This is a genomic window from Bifidobacterium pseudolongum subsp. globosum (genome assembly GCF_004155535.1).
Classification (GTDB): domain Bacteria; phylum Actinomycetota; class Actinomycetes; order Actinomycetales; family Bifidobacteriaceae; genus Bifidobacterium; species Bifidobacterium pseudolongum_C.
Genome location: NZ_RYUH01000010.1, coordinates 168,972 through 187,008 on the forward strand (window position 1 = coordinate 168,972; position 18,037 = coordinate 187,008).

The 18,037-nt window shown below is 64.8% G+C and carries 12 protein-coding genes; all 12 read right to left on the reverse strand.

All coding sequences use genetic code 11. The features are described from left to right. Nucleotides 1-4: 4 nt before the first annotated feature. Nucleotides 5-538, reverse strand: a complete 534-nt coding sequence (sufU, locus tag PG2093B_RS04900; protein WP_129897529.1) for a Fe-S cluster assembly sulfur transfer protein SufU — start codon at nucleotides 536-538, stop codon at nucleotides 5-7. 66 nt (nucleotides 539-604) lie between these two features. Continuing rightward, nucleotides 605-1,894: a SufS family cysteine desulfurase gene (locus PG2093B_RS04905; RefSeq protein ID WP_129897530.1), complete on the reverse strand. Its 1,290-nt coding sequence runs from the start codon at nucleotides 1,892-1,894 to the stop codon at nucleotides 605-607. A 15-nt stretch (nucleotides 1,895-1,909) separates the two neighbouring features. Further along, nucleotides 1,910-2,689, reverse strand: coding sequence for a Fe-S cluster assembly ATPase SufC (gene sufC / locus PG2093B_RS04910; RefSeq protein ID WP_129897531.1), 780 nt, complete (start codon nucleotides 2,687-2,689; stop codon nucleotides 1,910-1,912). Nucleotides 2,690-2,692: 3 nt separating this feature from the next. Further along, a complete protein-coding gene (sufD, locus tag PG2093B_RS04915; protein ID WP_129897532.1) occupies nucleotides 2,693-3,919 on the reverse strand; it encodes a Fe-S cluster assembly protein SufD in 1,227 nt (408 codons plus the stop codon). A gap of 3 nt (nucleotides 3,920-3,922) precedes the next feature. Beyond that, complete coding sequence (gene sufB, locus PG2093B_RS04920) at nucleotides 3,923-5,377, reverse strand: Fe-S cluster assembly protein SufB (RefSeq protein WP_051125530.1); 1,455 nt, start codon at nucleotides 5,375-5,377, stop codon at nucleotides 3,923-3,925. Between the two features lie 134 nt (nucleotides 5,378-5,511). Further along, nucleotides 5,512-7,155, reverse strand: a complete 1,644-nt coding sequence (locus tag PG2093B_RS04925; protein WP_129897533.1) for a L,D-transpeptidase family protein — start codon at nucleotides 7,153-7,155, stop codon at nucleotides 5,512-5,514. A gap of 144 nt (nucleotides 7,156-7,299) precedes the next feature. Next, nucleotides 7,300-8,976 carry a CTP synthase gene (locus tag PG2093B_RS04930; RefSeq protein ID WP_026643143.1) on the reverse strand — a complete coding sequence of 559 codons (1,677 nt, stop codon included), beginning with the start codon at nucleotides 8,974-8,976 and terminating at the stop codon, nucleotides 7,300-7,302. Between the two features lie 51 nt (nucleotides 8,977-9,027). Further along, a complete protein-coding gene (locus PG2093B_RS04935; RefSeq protein WP_129897534.1) occupies nucleotides 9,028-9,930 on the reverse strand; it encodes a helix-turn-helix transcriptional regulator in 903 nt (300 codons plus the stop codon). 9 nt (nucleotides 9,931-9,939) lie between these two features. Beyond that, nucleotides 9,940-12,252: an ABC transporter permease gene (locus tag PG2093B_RS04940; protein WP_129897535.1), complete on the reverse strand. Its 2,313-nt coding sequence runs from the start codon at nucleotides 12,250-12,252 to the stop codon at nucleotides 9,940-9,942. A gap of 4 nt (nucleotides 12,253-12,256) precedes the next feature. Then, the gene (locus tag PG2093B_RS04945) at nucleotides 12,257-13,042 is read right to left on the reverse strand and encodes an ABC transporter ATP-binding protein (RefSeq protein WP_129897536.1); all 786 of its coding nucleotides are present in this window, start codon (nucleotides 13,040-13,042) and stop codon (nucleotides 12,257-12,259) included. Between the two features lie 195 nt (nucleotides 13,043-13,237). Further along, nucleotides 13,238-16,024 (reverse strand): InlB B-repeat-containing protein, encoded by a 2,787-nt coding sequence (locus PG2093B_RS04950; protein ID WP_129897537.1) that lies wholly within the window; start codon nucleotides 16,022-16,024, stop codon nucleotides 13,238-13,240. A 225-nt stretch (nucleotides 16,025-16,249) separates the two neighbouring features. After that, nucleotides 16,250-17,782 (reverse strand): alpha-amylase, encoded by a 1,533-nt coding sequence (locus tag PG2093B_RS04955; RefSeq protein ID WP_431520214.1) that lies wholly within the window; start codon nucleotides 17,780-17,782, stop codon nucleotides 16,250-16,252. Nucleotides 17,783-18,037 lie beyond the last annotated feature (255 nt).

The following is an 18,037-nucleotide window of genomic DNA, read 5'->3' on the forward strand; positions in this document are numbered from 1 at the left end:
GGCGTCACGCCTGCGCCAATGCCTTGGCCATCGAATCCTTGAGGCCTTCCCACCCCAGCAACGCACATTTGATGCGCATCGGGTATTTCGAAACGCCTTGGAACACAATCGCGTCACCAAGCTCATCCGCTTGGGCGTCATCGGCCAGCCCGGCGCCGCGCGACTCCATCAGTGCATGGAACGTGCGGAACAGATCCATCGCCTCGTCCACGGTGCGTCCCTCCACCAGGTCGACCATGATCGACAGGCTCGCCTGCGAGATCGAGCAGCCGTGGCCGTCCCACACCACCCGTTCGATGCGGTGTGGTTCATCGCTGGATACGTCCACATGGATCGTCGCCTCATCGCCGCATGTCGGGTTGAACTGGTGGGATTCGCCGGCCGCGCATGCCTCATGGGCGGTCATGACCGTGCTCTCCCCCGCGCTCGCGGACTCATCCGTGAGGTCGGGGGCGAATGCCACACGGCCCGAAGGGTGCTTCGAGGCTTCGAGGATGACCTCCTGGTACATCTGTTCCAACCCGTCGTCCTGTGCCATTGGCATCATGCCCGCCTTTCCTGCATGCAACATTGTTCCATTGTGTCCAACCGGCCCCGCGCCGCACTATTCCGCGCGCGTGCCACTCACCCCGAAGAACGGGCGCACGCCGGCCACGGCGTCGAGCAGCGCATGCACGTCGTCCATGGTGTTGTACACACCGAGTGATGCACGGTTCGACGCATAGACGCCGAAATGCCGGTGCACGGGCTGCGCGCAATGGTGGCCGACGCGGATCGCGATGCCCTGCGCGTCGATGTACTGCCCCACATCGTGCGGATGCACGCCTTCGACTTCGAACGCCACCGTGCCGATGCGCGCAGTGTCGCTCGTGGGCCCGAGGATGCGCACACCGGGGATGTCCCCAAGCCGCAGCAATTCGCTCGTCAAGGCGTGCTCGTGTTCGGCGACGGCATCCATGCCGATGGACTGCAGCCACTGGGCGGCCACACCCGCGGCCACGACCTGCGCCACCGGCTGTGTGCCGGCCTCGAACCGGGCCGGCGGATCCATGTATTGCGCGGGTTTGTCCATCCACGCCAGTTCGACCATCGAACCGCCGAACCATGCCGGGGGCAGTGCCTCGAGCAGCTCACGGCGCCCATACAGGAACCCGGCCCCGGTCGGCCCGTACATCTTGTGGGCGCTGAACGCGGCGAAATCGACGTCGAGCGCATGGAAGTCCACCGGCAGATGCGGCACCGACTGGCAGGCGTCGAGCACGAACACGGCACCCACCTCGTGCGCTCGACGCACGACGGGGGCCAGATCGGTGATGGCGCCGGTCACATTGCCCACATGGGTCATCGCCACGACCTTCGTGCGGTCGGTGATCACCTCGTCGGCGGTGTCGGTGCGGATACGCCCCTCGTCGTCGAGCGCGAACCATGTGAGCGTGGCGCCCGTGCGCGCGGCAAGCTCCTGAAACGGCAACAGCACGGAATGGTGTTCGGCCTGGGACACGACGATCTCGTCGCCCGGCCCGAGCGCGAACCGCCGTGCGGCGGCAGGCCCGCGACCCATCGAGGCATAGCCGAAGGCGGTGGCGAGCAGATTGAGGCCCGCGGTGGCGCCGGCGGTCACCACAAGCTCTTCACGCCCCTCTTCGGCCGAAGCGCCGACGAAGCGGGCCATGGCGGCACGGGCGTCTTCGAACGCGACCGTGCTGCGCGCGGCGAGCTCATGGGCGCCACGGTGCACGCCCGCGTTGATCGACTCGTAGAACCCGCTTTCCGCATCGATCACGGCCTGTGGTTTCTGGGCCGTGGCCGCCGAATCCAAATACACCAACGGGCGACCATGGACCTGCTGGTCCAGGATTGGGAACTGTCGGCGAATCGCCTCGAAATCTGCCATCGCGCGCTCCAAAGGTCAGGCCAGGGCGGACTCGGAATCCGAGCCTTCCGGCAGGTATTCGTCGTACCCGCGCTCCTCGAGCTCGTCCGCGAGCTCAGGCCCACCGGTCTTGACGAAATGACCGTCGGCGAACACATGCACGATGTCGGGCTTGATGTACTTGAGGATGCGCGTGTAGTGCGTGACCATGAGGATGCCGAAATCGTTCGCTTCCTTGGCGCGGTTGACGCCTTCGGACACGATGCGCAGCGCATCGACGTCCAGGCCGGAATCGGTTTCGTCGAGGATCGCGAACTTCGGCTTGAGCAGTTCGAGCTGCAGCACTTCGGCGCGTTTCTTCTCACCGCCGGAGAATCCTTCGTTGACCGAACGGGTGGCGAATTTCGGATCCATCTTGAGGCGCTTCATCGCCTCGGTGAGCTCCTTGGTCCATGTGCGGATCGCCGGGGCCTTGCCGTCGATCTCGGTTTTCGCGGTGCGCAGGAAGTTCGTCATCGAGACGCCCGGCACCTCGACCGGGTACTGCATGGCGAGGAACAGGCCCGCCTTGGCGCGCTCATCCGGCGTCATGAGCAGGATGTCTTCGCCGTCGAGCAGCACCTGCCCGGAATCGACCTCGTACTTGGGGTGGCCGGCGAGTGTGTAGGCGAGCGTCGACTTGCCCGAGCCGTTGGGGCCCATGATTGCGTGCGTCTCGCCCGAATTGACGGTCAGGTTCACGCCGCGCAGGATCTGCTTACGCCCTTCCTTGATTTCCACCGAGGCGTACAGGTCTTTGATTTCAAGAGTGGACATCGCTTACTTCTCCTCCAATACGGTCTGCATGGCGCTGGATTCGCCGCGCGCCAGACGGCGGTCGATTGCTTGCATCAGGTGGCCGGCGATCTGCTCGATGCCGATCTCTTCGACGAGTTCGCCGAAGAAGCCACGCACCACGAGTTTGCGCGCCTCCCGTTCGGGGATGCCGCGCGAGCACAGGTAGAACAGCTCCTCGTCGTCGAACCTGCCGACCGAGCTCGCATGCCCGGCGCCCACGATGTTGCCGTTCTCGATTTCGAGGTTCGGTTCGGAATCCGCCACAGCGCCCGGGGTGAGCACGAGGTTGCGGTTGAGTTCATAGGAGTCGGTGCCCGGCGCGGTGGGTTCGATGAGCGCATTGCCGACCCACGTGGAGTGCGCGCCCTTACCGCTGAGCGCACCCTTGTAGACGACGCGCGAACGGCATTCGGGGTGGTTGTGCACGACCATCGTGCGGTGCTCGATGTGCTCGCCCGGATCGACGAAATAGATGCCGAGCATGTTGAGGTCGCCATGCTCGCCACCGAAATCCTGGTCCATGCGGATGCGCACGACATCGCCGCCCAGGGTGACGACCGAATGGCGCAGCGACGACTCATTGCCCACATGGATGCGGTGCGACGCCACATGCTTCGAATCCGTGGTCCATTCCTGCACGAACGTCGTGCTGATGTGCGCGTCGTCGCCGGTCACGATCTCGACGCCTTCGGCCAAGCGCGCCTGACCGTCGTGCTGCACGACGACATCGCCGTGCACGCGGTCGCGCGCATTGATCACGAGGTGCAGCGCGTCGAGGTCGAGGCCATTGCCATGCACCTGCACGAGGACCGGCTGGTCCGGCTCTCCCAGCATGTCCACGACGGTGGCCGTGCGTACGCTGTTCCATTCCACCACCGACACGCGGTCGTTGGGCTTGCTCACCGTGCCGCTCAGATCGCAGCCGATGTCCACACGGCGCACCTGCACGACCGACTCATCGATCGCGGAGCCGTCGATGTACCGCACGTCCACGCTTGTCGCGCCGCTCGGCTTGAACACGTCGAAGAACTCCTCGATGCGCTCGACCGGCGTGAAGCGCCAATCCTCCTGCTTGCGCGTCGGCATGGCGAAATCGGCCAGGTCGAACGAGCGTGGGTTGGTGTCCGCGCTCGACGGCATCGCCGCGGGCACAGCGTACGGGTCGTTGGGATCCGCGACCGGGATGTTGATTTCTTTGCGGTCTGCCATCGGTCAGCCCACCGATCCTTCCATCTGCAGTTCGACAAGGCGATTGAGCTCAAGCGCGTATTCCATCGGCAGCTCACGGCTGATCGGTTCGACGAACCCGCGCACGATCATCGCCATCGCCTCTTTTTCTTCGATGCCACGGCTCATCAGGTAGAACAACTGGTCTTCCGAGACCTTCGACACCGTCGCCTCGTGGGCCATCGACACGTCGTCTTCGCGCACGTCGACATGCGGATAGGTGTCGGAACGTGAGAAATCGTCCACGAGCAGCGCGTCGCACACCACGTTCGAGCTGGCGCCCTCCGCGCCGTCCACGATCTTGACGAGACCGCGGTAGGCGCTGCGGCCGCCGCCGCGCGAAATCGACTTGGCCACGATCGTCGAGCTCGTGTGCGGGGCCAGATGGATCATCTTGGCGCCGGTGTCCTGGTATTGGCCTTGGCCGGCGAAGCCAAGCGACATCGTGGACGCGTTCGCATACGGTTCGGCGAGAATGCACGCCGGGTATTTCATCGTCGCCTTCGAGCCGATGTTGCCGTCGACCCATTCCATCGTGGCGCCTTCGCGCACATAGGCGCGTTGCGTGACGAGGTTGTAGACGTTGTTCGACCAGTTCTGCACGGTCGTGTAACGCACGCGCGCGTTCTTCTCGACGATGATCTCGACGATCGCGGCGTGCAGCGAGTCGGTCGAGTAGATCGGCGCGGTGCAGCCTTCCACATAGTGCACGTACGAGCCTTCGTCGGCGATGATGAGCGTGCGTTCGAACTGGCCCATGTTCGGCGTGTTGATGCGGAAGTAGGCCTGCAGCGGGATGTCGACGTGCACGCCCTTCGGCACATACACGAACGAGCCGCCCGACCATGCGGCGGTGTTGAGCGCGCCGAATTTGTTGTCTTCCGGCGGCACGACGGTGCCGAAGTACTTCTTGACGAGCTCGGGGTATTCGCGCACCGCGGTGTCGGTGTCGACGAAGATGACGCCCTGCTTGGCGAGGTCCTCCTGGATCGAGTTGTAGATGACCTCGGATTCGTACTGTGCCGCGACACCGGAGACGAGACGGCTTTTCTCCGCTTCGGGGATGCCAAGGCGGTCGTAGGTCTCGCGGATGTCGTCGGGCAGGTCCTCCCATGTGGCGGCCTGCTTGCCGACCGGCTTGACGTAGTACTTGAAGTCCTGCGCATGGAAGCCGGAAAGGTCGACGCCCCATTTCGGCATGGGCTGTTCGACGAACGCCTTGTACCCGCGCAGGCGCATATCGAGCATCCATGCGGGTTCGCCCTTGTCCGCCGAGATCTCACGGACCACCTCTTCGCTGATGCCCTTCTTGGCGGCCTCGCCGGCGGCATCCGAATCATGCCAGCCGTACGAGTATTCACCGAATTGCTCGATGATCTCGTCATCTTGTCTTATCTTGTCTTCATTGACGCGTCCTCGATCAGCCACATACTGGTTCATCTCCACGTCAGACGCTGCGTTGGGCAAAGGATGTTCCGCCACAGGTCGCCGCCTCCATTCACAAACTACCGGACAATACCAATTCCTGACCTAACGTAACAGACCGGCGCGCAAACACGCCAGAGGCCGCCACGTCACTGCTGTACATGAACGCTCGTGCCCATGCCGGCGAAGTCGTAGAACCACTCCGCCACATCCCAGCCGATGCCGATGCAGCCGTGCGACGTGTTCGCACCCATCGCGGCGATCTGCGCGTCGGAGTACGGCGTGCTCGTGGCGATGCGGTGGATCGCGCAGCCCGACTTCGAGAAGTAGTTCACGAAGCCGACGCCCTTGACGTCCCAGGTCTCCTTCTTGCCATCGGAGAGCGTGAGCGTGCCGGACATGTCCTGTGTGGGGTACTTGAGCCAGATCTCGAAATCGCCCAGCGGCGTGCACATGTCGCCCGAGGGGTTGCACGCGCCGGTCGCATAGTCGTTGCCCTGCCCAGCGGACATCGAGAACGACTTGACGAGCTTGTCGTCCTGATACGCGTAGACCTTGTGGTCGGACAGGTCGACGACCACATGGCGCTTGATCTGCTTGACCTTCATCGGGTCGACCTCGCCGGCCACTTTGACTGTGCCCTTGCCTTCGGTGAGCACCGGCAGCGCGTCGACGCCGATCGAGGCGTCTGCGCCGTCTTTGATCTTGACGCCGTCGTGGCCTTCCTCGATCACTTCCGTCTCGGTGCCGTTGCCGTTCACAATGACCTCGCGGTCCACTTTGGTGGAGGTGAGCGAGCCCTTGATCGTTTCGTCGTACTGCTGCTGCAGTTTGTCGGCGCTGAAGACGAGCACGCCGTTGCGTGCTTCGTTTTCGTCGAGCGCAGCCTCGGTGTCGGGTTCGATGCGCGACGAGGCGATGAGCATCGGCGCGGTGAACTGTGCGATCTCATGGTCGCCGACCGCGACGCCCACCTTGTTCGCCACCAGTTCGTCCACCGTCTGCTTGGCCTGCGTGGCCACGGCATCGGTGACCTGCGGTTCGATGTCCTTGAGCTCGACCGTCACCGTCTGCGGCTTGGTGTCGCCGAACGATTCGATGGCCGCGACCGCGGCTTCTGCGGCCTCGGTGGGGTCCGCGCCGCTGCCGTTGGCCGCGGGGGTCACCTCGACCTCACCGCTGTCTTCGTTGACGGTCAGCTCCGCATTGACTGGCTTGACGCTGTTGGTGCCCAGATGTTCATCGAGCACGGTGGGATCGGCCTGCGCCACGTCGATGGAAGGGGCCACGTCTTTCTTGTCCCAGAACGCGTAACGGTCCCACACGGGGTCGTTGCGCTTGGCGTCCACCGCATCATGTGCGATCGCCTGCGCGTCCACGCTCACCCCAAGGTCCTTGGCGCTCACTTCGGCGGTCTTGTCGCCGTAGGCCACCGGCACCTTGGTGGCGTTCACCTGATCGTCGATCATCGTGGCGATCTGCTGTTGTGTCTTGCCGGCCACATCGTGCCCCCACAGCGTGGTGCCCGGCAGCGCGCGGTTCTGGAAGAACGCGAATGTGCCAAAGCCCGCCGCCACAAGCAGCACGACCACGGCGAGCACGATCCACGGCCAGACATGATGCCGTTTGGCAGGCGCCGCGGGGGCCGCCGCCGCGTTGAACCCGTCGATCGGCTCGACGGAAGGCAATGGAGTGAACGCCTGGGTCCGCTCCCCCTCGGTGCGGTGGACAGGTCCATTCGGCGTGCCGCCGCCGCCCTGGGGCAACGGCTGGTTTCCATCGTGCAAAGACATTGGCTTCCTCGTGCTGTTCAGATACTGATAATGCGAGTCTTATTATGCAACATGGCCGTGAACGCCACAGTGCTCACGGCCATGATACCTACAAAACGTGCACGCGCAATGTGGTGTACGCCACATTGCACGGGGTTTGCACACTTACTGTGCGATGTGGAGGCGCTCCTCCTTGTGCTCGAGCGCGGCCTTGACGAGCCCCGCGAACAGCGGATGCGGCTTGGTGGGACGCGACTTGAACTCCGGGTGCGCCTGGGTGGCCACATAGAACGGGTGCACCTCGCGTGGCAGTTCCACGAACTCGGTGAGTTCGCCATCCGGGCTCTGGCCGGAGATGACGAGACCGCCGTCGCGCAGCTGCTGCTTGTAGGCCACGTTCACCTCGTAGCGGTGGCGGTGGCGTTCGGTCACATGCGTCGTGCCGTACAGTTCGGCCACGAGGGAATCCTCGAGCAGATCCGCCGGGTAGGAACCCAGGCGCATCGTGTGGCCCATGTCGCCATTGCCGGCCACGATGTCCTTCTGCTCCTCCATCGTCGCGATCACGGGGTTCGGGCAATCCGGGTCGAACTCGGTGGAACCGGCGTCGGCGATGCCCAGCACGTCGCGGGCGTATTCGATGACCATGGACTGCAGGCCCAGGCACAGGCCAAGCGCCGGGATGCCGTGCTCGCGGGCGTAGCGCAGGGCGCCGATCTTGCCGTCGATGCCTCGGATGCCGAAGCCGCCGGGCACCACGATGCCGTCCACCTGGTCGAGCGCCGCGGCGGCGCCTTCCTCGGTCTCGCAACGGTCGGCCGCCACCCACTTGACGTTGACCTTGGCCCAGTTGGCGAACCCGCCGGCCTTGATGGCCTCGGTGACCGAAAGGTAGGCGTCGGGCAGGTCGATGTACTTGCCCACGATGGCGATGTTGACTTCGTGCTTGGGGTGGTGCACGCGTTCGAGCAGGTCCTCCCACTCGTCCCAATCCACGTCGTGGAACGGCAGGCCGAGTTCGCGCACCACATAGGCGTCGAGGCCTTCGTCGAACAGCACCTTCGGCACATCGTAGATGCTGTTGGCGTCCACGCAGTTCACCACGCCTTCGGCGTCGACGTCGCACATGAGCGAGATCTTGTCTTTGATGGACTGGTTGAGCGGGCGGTCGCTGCGCAGCACGAGCGCATCCGGCGAGATGCCGAGCTGGCGCAGCATCATCACCGAATGCTGGGTCGGCTTCGTCTTGAGCTCATGGGCGGCCGCGATGTACGGCACGAGCGAGACGTGGATGAACATGCAGTTCTCCGGGCCCAGATCGCGGCGCACTTCGCGCGCGGCCTCCATGAACGGCTGGGATTCGATGTCGCCGACGGTGCCGCCGATCTCGGTGATGATCACATCGACGTCGTCGGAGGCCTGGGCGCGCATGCGCGACTTGATCTCGTTGGTGATGTGCGGGATCACCTGCACGCACTGGCCGAGGTATTCGCCGGCGCGCTCCTTGCGGAGCACTTCCTGGTAGATCTGGCCGGTCGTGACATTCGCCTTCTGCGAAAGGAAGACGTCGAGGAAACGCTCGTAGTGGCCGATGTCGAGATCGGTCTCCGCGCCGTCCTCGGTCACATAGACCTCACCGTGCTGGAACGGGTTCATCGTGCCCGGGTCGACGTTGATGTACGGATCGAGCTTCTGCTGCAGCACACGCAGGCCACGGCTGCGCAGCAGACGGCCGAGGGAGGAAGCGGTAAGACCCTTGCCAAGGGAGGAAACAACGCCGCCAGTGACGAAAATGTGCTTGGTGACGTGTTCTTGAGCATTGCCATGTTGTCTTCTAACCATGGGTCTTCATGGTATCGCTCCGCCGTGACATGGCGCGGTGTTCATCACCCCTCACCTGCCCTCGATGATCAGCTCGCTCGCCACGCCGTTGAGTTCGACGATGTTGGGCGAATCCTCGTCCTGTCGCACCCCTGCTCCCACGATTGCGCGCGTGCGCAGCCCGTGCGTCAGTACGGCGATCGGCACGTCCTTCGGCACGGTGATGCGCGAGGTCGACGACAGTTGGTTGACGTCGACGCGCCCGTCGATCGACGCACAGTCGATCTCCATGTCGAGGTTGCAGTTGACCTCCACATGCGCGTGCACGTCGTCGAGGCTGAGCCGCGGCGTGCGCACATCGAGTTCGAGGCCGTCGCATGTCAGGCCCCGCACATGCGCCTCCTGCGCCTTCGCCGCGCATTCGACCGTCGTCACATACCGCTGCGGCACCCAGATGATCACCGTCACGTCATCTTTCGCGAGCGTCTCGCTGATGCCGGTGCCGCGGCGCACCTGCACGTCGAGGCGTTTGGGCCTGTCGTCGACCGAGACCTTGAAGTGGCGCGCCAGGCTGGCCACGGTGTTCGACACGACGCGCACACGCAGCTGCTCGCCGTCATATCCGCGGATCACGCACGCGTAGATCGACCCGCAGTCGATGTCGAAATGCTTGCCGCCGTCGACGTCGTAGTTCGTGGCGCTTTCGTACCGGTATTCGCCGCGCGCCGGCCCCGCGTGCGCGTCGTCGACGCCGAGCAAGGCGTCGACGCTCACCGCGAAGACATCGGCGAGCGCGACGAGGCTTTCGAGTTCCGGCCGGCCGGCGCCGCTTTCCCATTTGGTGATGGCCTGCCGCGAGACGCCGATGCGGCGCGCGAGTTGTTCCTGCGAGAGCGCGGATTGTGCACGCAGGTCCTTGAGGCGTGTGGAGAATTCCATTGTGCGCGCCTTGGGTGTGGCTGTCTGTTCGTCCATGGTGGTCTCCTATTCGGTGATGAGCTGGTAGGGGCTGATGGTGCGGATCGGGGTGGCGAAGCCCAGGGCGAGCGCGCCTTGCACGGCGGTCAGGGCGAGCGCAGCGGCTATGGGCAGCAGGGCTGGGTGGTCGAATTGGCTGCGCATGACGCCCACTGTCGCGAACAGCGCGTCGGTCACGGGCCGCGCGGCCATGCCCGCGACGAGCGCGCCGAGGACGGCGCCGGCCGCGGTGGCGGGCATGAGTGCTGCGGCGATCTGGCGCATGAGCTGTCCGCTGGTGTAGCCGAGGGCTTTGAGTATACCGAAACGGCGGCGTTCGCGCACAATCGTGGACCGGATGACCATCATCAGCACCAGCCCCGTCAGGCCGATTGCGAGGATGAGCATGGCGAGGCTGACGGCCGACATGATCGATCCGTACATCTGTTGGCTCGTGTCACGCATGCGTTCCATGTCGGTGGTGTGCGTCACGAGGTCGGCGCACGTGCTTTCGATCGCACGGATGACGTGTGCGGTGTCGGCCCCGTCGCAGTACACGTAGAGCGTGTGCGGACTGTATGCGAAGTCCGGGTCGAGGCGCGTATAGCCGGCGTTGGTCAGTTCGCAGACGGTGCCGCCGTCGTTGACGCTCTGGATGTAGCCCACGACGGTGTAGCTGAGCGCGGCGCCGCCGTGGCTCACCTTGACTTTCGAGCCGATTGTATGCGCGTCGGCGAGCGCCGATCCCACGGCGATCTCATGCGCGGTGGCGGGGTGGTTGCCTTCGTACCGGATGTCGTTGCGCGTGGCGTCGAAGTCGTCGCTCACGAAGGCGGGCATTTGGGTGCCGGCGATGCCGACGCGCGCCGTGGTGTATGCGATCACGTTCTGTACGCCACGGATCGCGCGGATGCGTTGCGCGGCCTCGGCGTTGCCCCCTGCGGCTGGTGTGGCGATGACCTGCGGCGTCTCCGTGGACAGCGTGTTGTACAGGTTGCCGGGTGTGACCGCGGCGTTGTAGGCGAGCGTCGCGGCGAAGCTGACGAGCAGCGTCATCAGGAACGCCATGCACCCCACGAGCAGGTTGCGCGCAGGGGACGCGGCGGCCTGCTGCAGGCTGACCGCCGTGCGCGCACTGCCCGGCATGCGGTTGAGTGGGCGCATCGCGTGGCGCCGGCCTCGCGCGTCCGTGCCGCGGATCGCTTCGATCGGCTGCAGTGCGCGCAAGGAACGTACGCCGATCCACGCGAACAGCAGTGTGACGCCAGCGAGCGCGGCGATGGTGATGGCCCAGGCGCGCATGTCGGCCTGCGCATGGAACGTGAAGCCGGCCTGCAGCGCGATCAGCGAGCCGATCGCCGGTGTGGCGAGCGTGGACAGGGCGAGTCCAATTACCGTGGCGCCCACGCACACGAGCAGATACGGCGCCATCATCGCGCGCGAGATCATCGCACCGGTGTAGCCGAGCGCCTTGAGCACGCCCATGTCGGTGCGGTCGGTCTCCACGATGTTGCGGATGTGGAATGTGCACAGTGCGAGGCTGACGATGGTGACGAGCACGGCGAACACCACGAGGATGAGGATGATGAGCTGGCTGACCATCATGCGGGTCGCGCGCACGCTGCTGGCGTCGATCGCCGCGGCCACGGGCGTGCCCGCTTGCGCGAGCGCCCGCTCGAGGCGTGAGCGCACGGCGCGTGGGTCGGCACCGGCGTCCACGCGCACCGCATATTCGGTCATGCGTGATTCCGGATGGTCGCGCTCGAGCTGCGCGAAGCGCGCGGCCGGGGCGCTGAAGGCGAGGATCTGCGATCCGGCGTTGCCGAATTCCATCTCTTCGACCACACCGGCGATGCGGAACGACTCGTCATGGCCGGCCAGTTGCAGTTCGATCCGGTCCCCCGGCGCGAACTGCCCGAACCGCGCCGTGTACTGCGCGATATAAAGGTCGCCGCTGTCGCCCGATGTCGCCAACACGCGCGTCTGGTTGAGTGTGCGCGGCGCGTCGGCGTCGGCGATCATCGTGCGGATGGCGAAATCGGTGCCGCGGAAATCATGGATCTGCGTGTCCATGAGCAGCACGTCGTGGGGCTCGACGGCCGCGACACCAGTGGTGTGGTCGATCACGTCGCGCACATCGGCAGTGGCGGCTGTACGCGGCACCACGATGTCCACGTCCGCGGTGTGCAGTTCGTCCGCGAGCGCGGTGTAGCGCGGGCCGACGGTGAACAACAGGGTGAGTGCGGAGCCCAACATGCAGGCGGCGATGAGGATGATCACGCCGAATCCGAGGAAGGTCCCCTTGTTGCGGCGCCATTGGTGCAGGGCGAGTGTGCGCATCGGGTCACCACCCCATCTCGTTGAGGAACACGGCGAGCGTGTGTTCGCGCTCACCGTACGGTTCTCCGCCGTCCCATGCGCCGAGCGTGCATTCGCCGGCGATCGCGCCGTCGCGCAGGTACAGCACACGGTTGGCGCGCAGGGCGCTGTGCCGGTCGTGGGTGACCATGACGATGCTTTGCCCGTTGGCGTGCAGTGTGCAGAACACGTCGAGCACCGCCTGGGAGTTGTGTGAGTTGAGCGCGCCGGTCGGCTCGTCGGCGAACACGAGTTCGGGGGCGTTGATCAGGGCGCGCACGATGCTCGCGCGCTGGGCCTCGCCGCCGGAGACCTGTGCGCTCGTGCGCGCCTGGGCGCGTTCGTCGAGGTGCACGAGCGAGAACAGTTCGCGCGCTTTGGTGGTGATGCGCGGCTTGGAGCGCATCGTGAGCGCACCGGCAACGATCACGTTGTCGATGAGACTCATGCGTTCGAGCAGCTGGTGTTGTTGGAACACGAAGCCGCAGTGCGCGCGGCGGAACACGGCGAGCGCGTCGTCGCGCATGTCGGTGATGGTTTCGCCGTCGAACTTGATGGTGCCGGCGGTGGGGCGCTCCAGACCGGCGAGCGCGTAGAGCAGGGTCGATTTGCCCGCGCCGGAGGGGCCCATGATCGCGGTGAAGTCGCCGCGGCGGATGTCCACGTCGAGTCCGTTGAGCACGGTCTGTTCACGGTCGGCCGTACGGAACGATTGGGTCAATCCGCGGGCGCTGATGATTGCGGTGCCGGTCGGCGGGTGGCTGTGTGCCATGGTGGCTGCTCCTCGATGGTCAGGGCGGCGGCCGGGTGGCGCCGCGTCGATGAGGCCACCGTACGGGGTGGGTCCGGTGCCCACAAGCAACGAACGCCGACACCACGGGATTTCCATGCTACGTTCCGTAGCATCGGCGGAATTCCAACGATGTGGTGTCGGCGTGTTGTGTGGTTGCCCGGTGTGGGGCGGCCGTCAGGCGCGCTTGCGCTTGAAGGTGATCATCGCGCCTCCGGCCGCGATCGCGGTGGCTGCGGCCACCAATAGGGCGATGGCCGAGGCGCCGGTGGACGCGAGGTCGACCGACTGCTGGCTGCCGCCCGCCTGGGTGCCGCTGCCGGTGGAGCCCGGCTCGGTGCCGCCCGTGTCATTGCCGTCCGGATCCGCCGGCGAGTCCGGCCCCTCGTCGCCGGTGCCCGGTGTATCCGGCGCGGCATCGATGCGCTCGAACTGGGCCTCGACGTAGACACTGTGCGCGGGCATGGCGAAGGTGTTGTCGTCGGCGATGACCGCACCGCCTTGATTCACCTTCCATCCGGCGAAGCGGTAGCCGTCATCGGGTGTGGCGGTCAGTGTGACCGTGGCGCCGGGCGCCACGTCGGCCGTCTTGTCCGCGGACGCGGTGCCACCCTCCCCCGTGCTCACATGCACGGGGAACAGCGTGTTCGCCACACGCCACAGCTGGGTGCCGTAGAACGGGTTCGCCGTGCCGATGAGCATGTAGTCGTCGGTGTTGCTAAAGATGCGCAGGCCATGGTTGAAGGGGTCGCCGAACCCGTCGTCGGCCACGGTCTCGACTTTCACGCCGCCTTGCGCGTCCTCGCTGATCTCGAACAGGTTGAAGCCGCGCTTCGACTTGGCCAGGTACGGCAGGGACTTGAAGAACGCCTGCATGTTCTGCTTGGAGGCGAGCTTGAGGAGCGTCTCGTAGAGCTTCTTGAGGCTCTCGGGGACCTTCGGCAGCGCGGTGAGCGCGGCGAGCATGTCACCGTAGGCGTCCACGAATTCCTCAGATGCCCGCTCGTCCAGCTGCGGCGTCAGGGAGCCCAGCGCGCTGTTGATGGCGAACAGTTCCCCTGCGGTGTTGGCGTCGTCAAGGCTTTCCGGCACGATGCTGCCGTCCTTGATGCCCTTGACAAGCGATTCGCGCTGGGCGTCGGTCAGGGTGACCTCCTCCTGGGCATCGCCGCCGGCATCGGTCTGGGCGGGGGCGTCCGCGGCGGCGCGCTCGCTCGCCTGCTGGCATGCCCAATCGACAAGCGCGTCCGGATTGTCCGCCGACGGACGCACGGAACGGGTGCGCGAGAACGTGGCGGCGTCATCGCGCTTGAGCACGATCTCAAGGAACGCGCGCAGATGCTGCACCGTCGTCTTCCACTCCTGCGCGCTCATGTGCAGGATGTCGCCGTTGGTGAATTGGGCGATCGGCTCGAGCAGCGTCGTCGTGTTCATCGTCGACAGGTACATCTTGCCTTCGTGCACGGCGGTCTGCCACGTGTACTGGTTCATGTTGTTGCCGTAGCCGCTGCCCAGGCCGGTGCTGCCACCGTCGGGGAAGGTCTCGTTGGCGTCGCCCACGAGCATCTCGACGTTCTCGTTGGCGTCCATGCGGTACAGGTTGATCGACTGCTCGAGGTTCGTGGCCTGGGTCATGAAGTCCATGTTCATCGCGAATCCCTGCAGCGCACTCGACACATCGTTGTAATCGCCGATGTAGAGGTGGTCGCCGAAGACCTGCAGCGTGCAGGCGCCTGCGCTCACACGGCTGGCGTCGAGGCCGTAGGTGTATGTGGCGCCCTTGGCGATGTCTCCGACGAGCGGGCGCCAGCTCCAGTCGGCTTTGTTCGTCGCATCGCCGTTGTTCTCGCCCACATAGATGGCGAAGGAACGCAGTGTGCCGGTCTGCTCGTTGCGCGTGTCCGCGTTGCCGGTGCACACCACGACGTAGAGCTTGCCGTTGAATTCGAGCACCTGGTAGATGCCACCACCGCCATTGACGTCGGAGCGATGGATCGCCGGCAGGTTGTCGAAGCTCGCCATGTCTGCGATCACCTTGTATGACCCGGGGACCGACGGCGTGTTCGACGCCACCAGATAGGCCGCGCCGTTGCCGTTCGCGTCGACCTTGAGGTCGCCTGCGATCAGCGTGTCCTTGAACGAACCGATCGCGCGCGTGGAGGTGAACACGTTCTGCTTGACGAGCGCGCGGAACCCCTCCGTGTCCACACTGTTGTGCACGAGCGTGAGCTTGTCGCCGTCGGCCGGGTCGATCTCGTAGATGCACGGGAAGCCGTTCTGCATCGCGATGGCGGTCTGGATCTCGCGCTGGTCGAGGTCCGGGTTCGCCGTGTCCATGACCATGCCCTCGAAATAGAGCTTGCCGTTCATCTCGAACGCGCTGCGGAACGTGGGGATGATGCCCTTGCCGCCTTCAATGCCCGCGCTCTTGGACATGAGGATCTTCGTCTCGCCGGTCTTCACATTGAACTTGAACAGCACACCGCCGGCGCTCTTGCCGTCGGGCTCGCCCAGATACATGTGTCCTGCGTACATCGTCTGCATGAGGTTCTTCGCCGCTTCGGCAGACATGCCCATGTTGGACGCCATGCCATGGCTCAGGATCGCCTGCACGCCAAGGCCACCGTACATGGTGCCGATGTACACCCAATCGCCATGGGATGCGGCGGCGTAGCTGTAGGACTGGCCGCGGTCGCCCTGCCCCTTGTCTGATTCCGTGATCTTGCCATCGCCGATGTAATCGACGACGCCGTCGGCTGCGCGCAATCCGCCCTGTGGATGGCTGACTTTCTCGAAGCGCATGCCGTTGCCGTTGAGTGCGTTGTAGGCGTTGAGCACGGAGTCACCGAGCGAGTCCCGTTCGACCGCGTGCGCTGCGCCGACGCCCCCGCATGTCAGTGTGGCGCACGCCGTGATGGCGCCGATCGCCGCGGTGAGTTTTTGCCTGAAGGCCTTCGTATTCATCTATCTCCCTAATCGATGTGCTGCGGGCATCGCTGATGCCATCGCAACCACATGGTTATATACGACATTCCCGCTACCGTTGACCAGTATACAATATCGCGACTAGCGAATTATATGTGCCTCCGTTTCCACGACACCACCGCCTTCACCAAACCACCACGAATACGGCAGTGCGGCCGGTGCTTTCGATACGCACCGGCCGCACTGTGGAGGCGATCCGCAAGGTCAGTCCTGCTGTGGCGTGCTCGGATCGACCGCCACGGGAGACGACGGATGTGCCTTGGCCGTGGCCCCCGCGTACAGCGCCACCGCGGATCGCGCGGGGATGGACGTGCTCACCTTCCCCTTGCGCACGCGCACCGTCTGCGAGCAGTCCTGCACTGCGTAGACATTGCAGTATTCGCCGTCTGGCATCGAGGTCTCGAATTCCACACTGGCCTCCTCGTCACCGCCATTCATCGCGATGAATCCCTTGCCTGTGCGCGAGAAGGCGATGACAGCGGGATCCTCACCTTCCTGCCAATGGTCCACGGCGGTGCCGTGCACATAGTTGTGGAATGCGATCATGCCGCGCGTGGGCGTCCACCGCTGCTCGCAATTCCATGGGCCGTCGTTCATGGCGCACGCCTCGTTGAAATTCACGTCGGGCACGCTCGTCTCGGTGGCGCCTGGCGCGCCCGCGTCGTTGTCGGTGAACCGGTAGTCGGAGATCAGCCGGGGCGTGCCGTAGTCGTAGGCGAGCGAAAACGCGTTCGCGAGCGCGAAGGCGGCGCCGTTCTTATACGACAACGCTTGGCCGTTGCGTTCGGTGTCCCAGTTCGTCACGAACACGTTCGCCTTGTCGGTCGGGATCGCGTAAGGATTGCGTTTGGTGTCGCCAAGGCGCTCGCGCAGGTCCGACAATGCGTTGAGTGAACCGGGCACATTCGATTTCATAGCACCGGCGAACGCGAATTGGGTCACGGTGCCGGTGTCGAAGTAGTTGGAGGGCTGGATGCCCTTGGCCTCACCGGCGTTGCCGATGACCTCCTGGATCCAGTAGATGTCTTGTTCCGGCACTTCGATCTTCTTCGCCATCGCCTGTTTGAGGGCCTTCACGTCTTCGGCATCGATGTGTTTGACGGCGTCCATGCGGAAGCCCCGCACGCCAATACGGTAGAGTTTGGCCAGATAATCCGATTGCAGGTCGCGCACTTTGGCGCTGGATGAGTCGAAGTCCCACATGCCGCTCAACCGGCCCTGCTGCACTTCATCCTGATCGCGGTAGTTGCTGATCGATGCGCCGTTGTTGTAGTCATGGAAATCATGGCTGTTCACGCCTTCGGGGTGTTGCCCCTCGTTGCCGGTGAACCCGGGGTAGCTTCCGGTGCCCGGGTTGTACCGGGTGCCGGCCACACCGGTGAGTTCCTTGTTCTCCCCCGCCCCGGTCGTCTGGTTGAGCACGACATCGGCGATGATATCAACCCCGGCCGCTGAGCATTCCTCGATCATGTGGGCGAGCTCCTTCTCGGTGCCGAGTTTGGAGTCAAGCCTGTAGCTCACCGGTTGGTATGAGGTCCACCATTGGGTGCCGCGGATCGATTCCTGCGGCGGCGAGATCTCCACGTAGGCCACTCCGGCAGGACCATAGGTCTGTGTGCATTCGCGGGCGATGGAATTCCATGGTTGCTGGAACGCGATCACCTCCACATCGGTTTTGCGGGGCAATGCCGTGCTGCCTGTGTCGGTATGACCGCATGCGGCTAGCGGTGCGAGCACCAACGCCATGCCGGCGCATGCGGCACACGCCCGGACCACTGTGTGGCGCACTGTGCCAACGGGCCCACGCAGTATGGATGGTGCGGTGTGAGGTGTCCTCGTTGTCATCGGACCGTTGTCCTTCCTTCTCAATCATCACCCGGGCCGGCGGCGGCGCGGGCGCTCGTTCCCACTGTAATCGCCGATGGCGCGGCGCAACGCCGTTGGTTCGCGTGACATGCATATGTGCGCCGATAATGCGCGAGGAGGATGCCT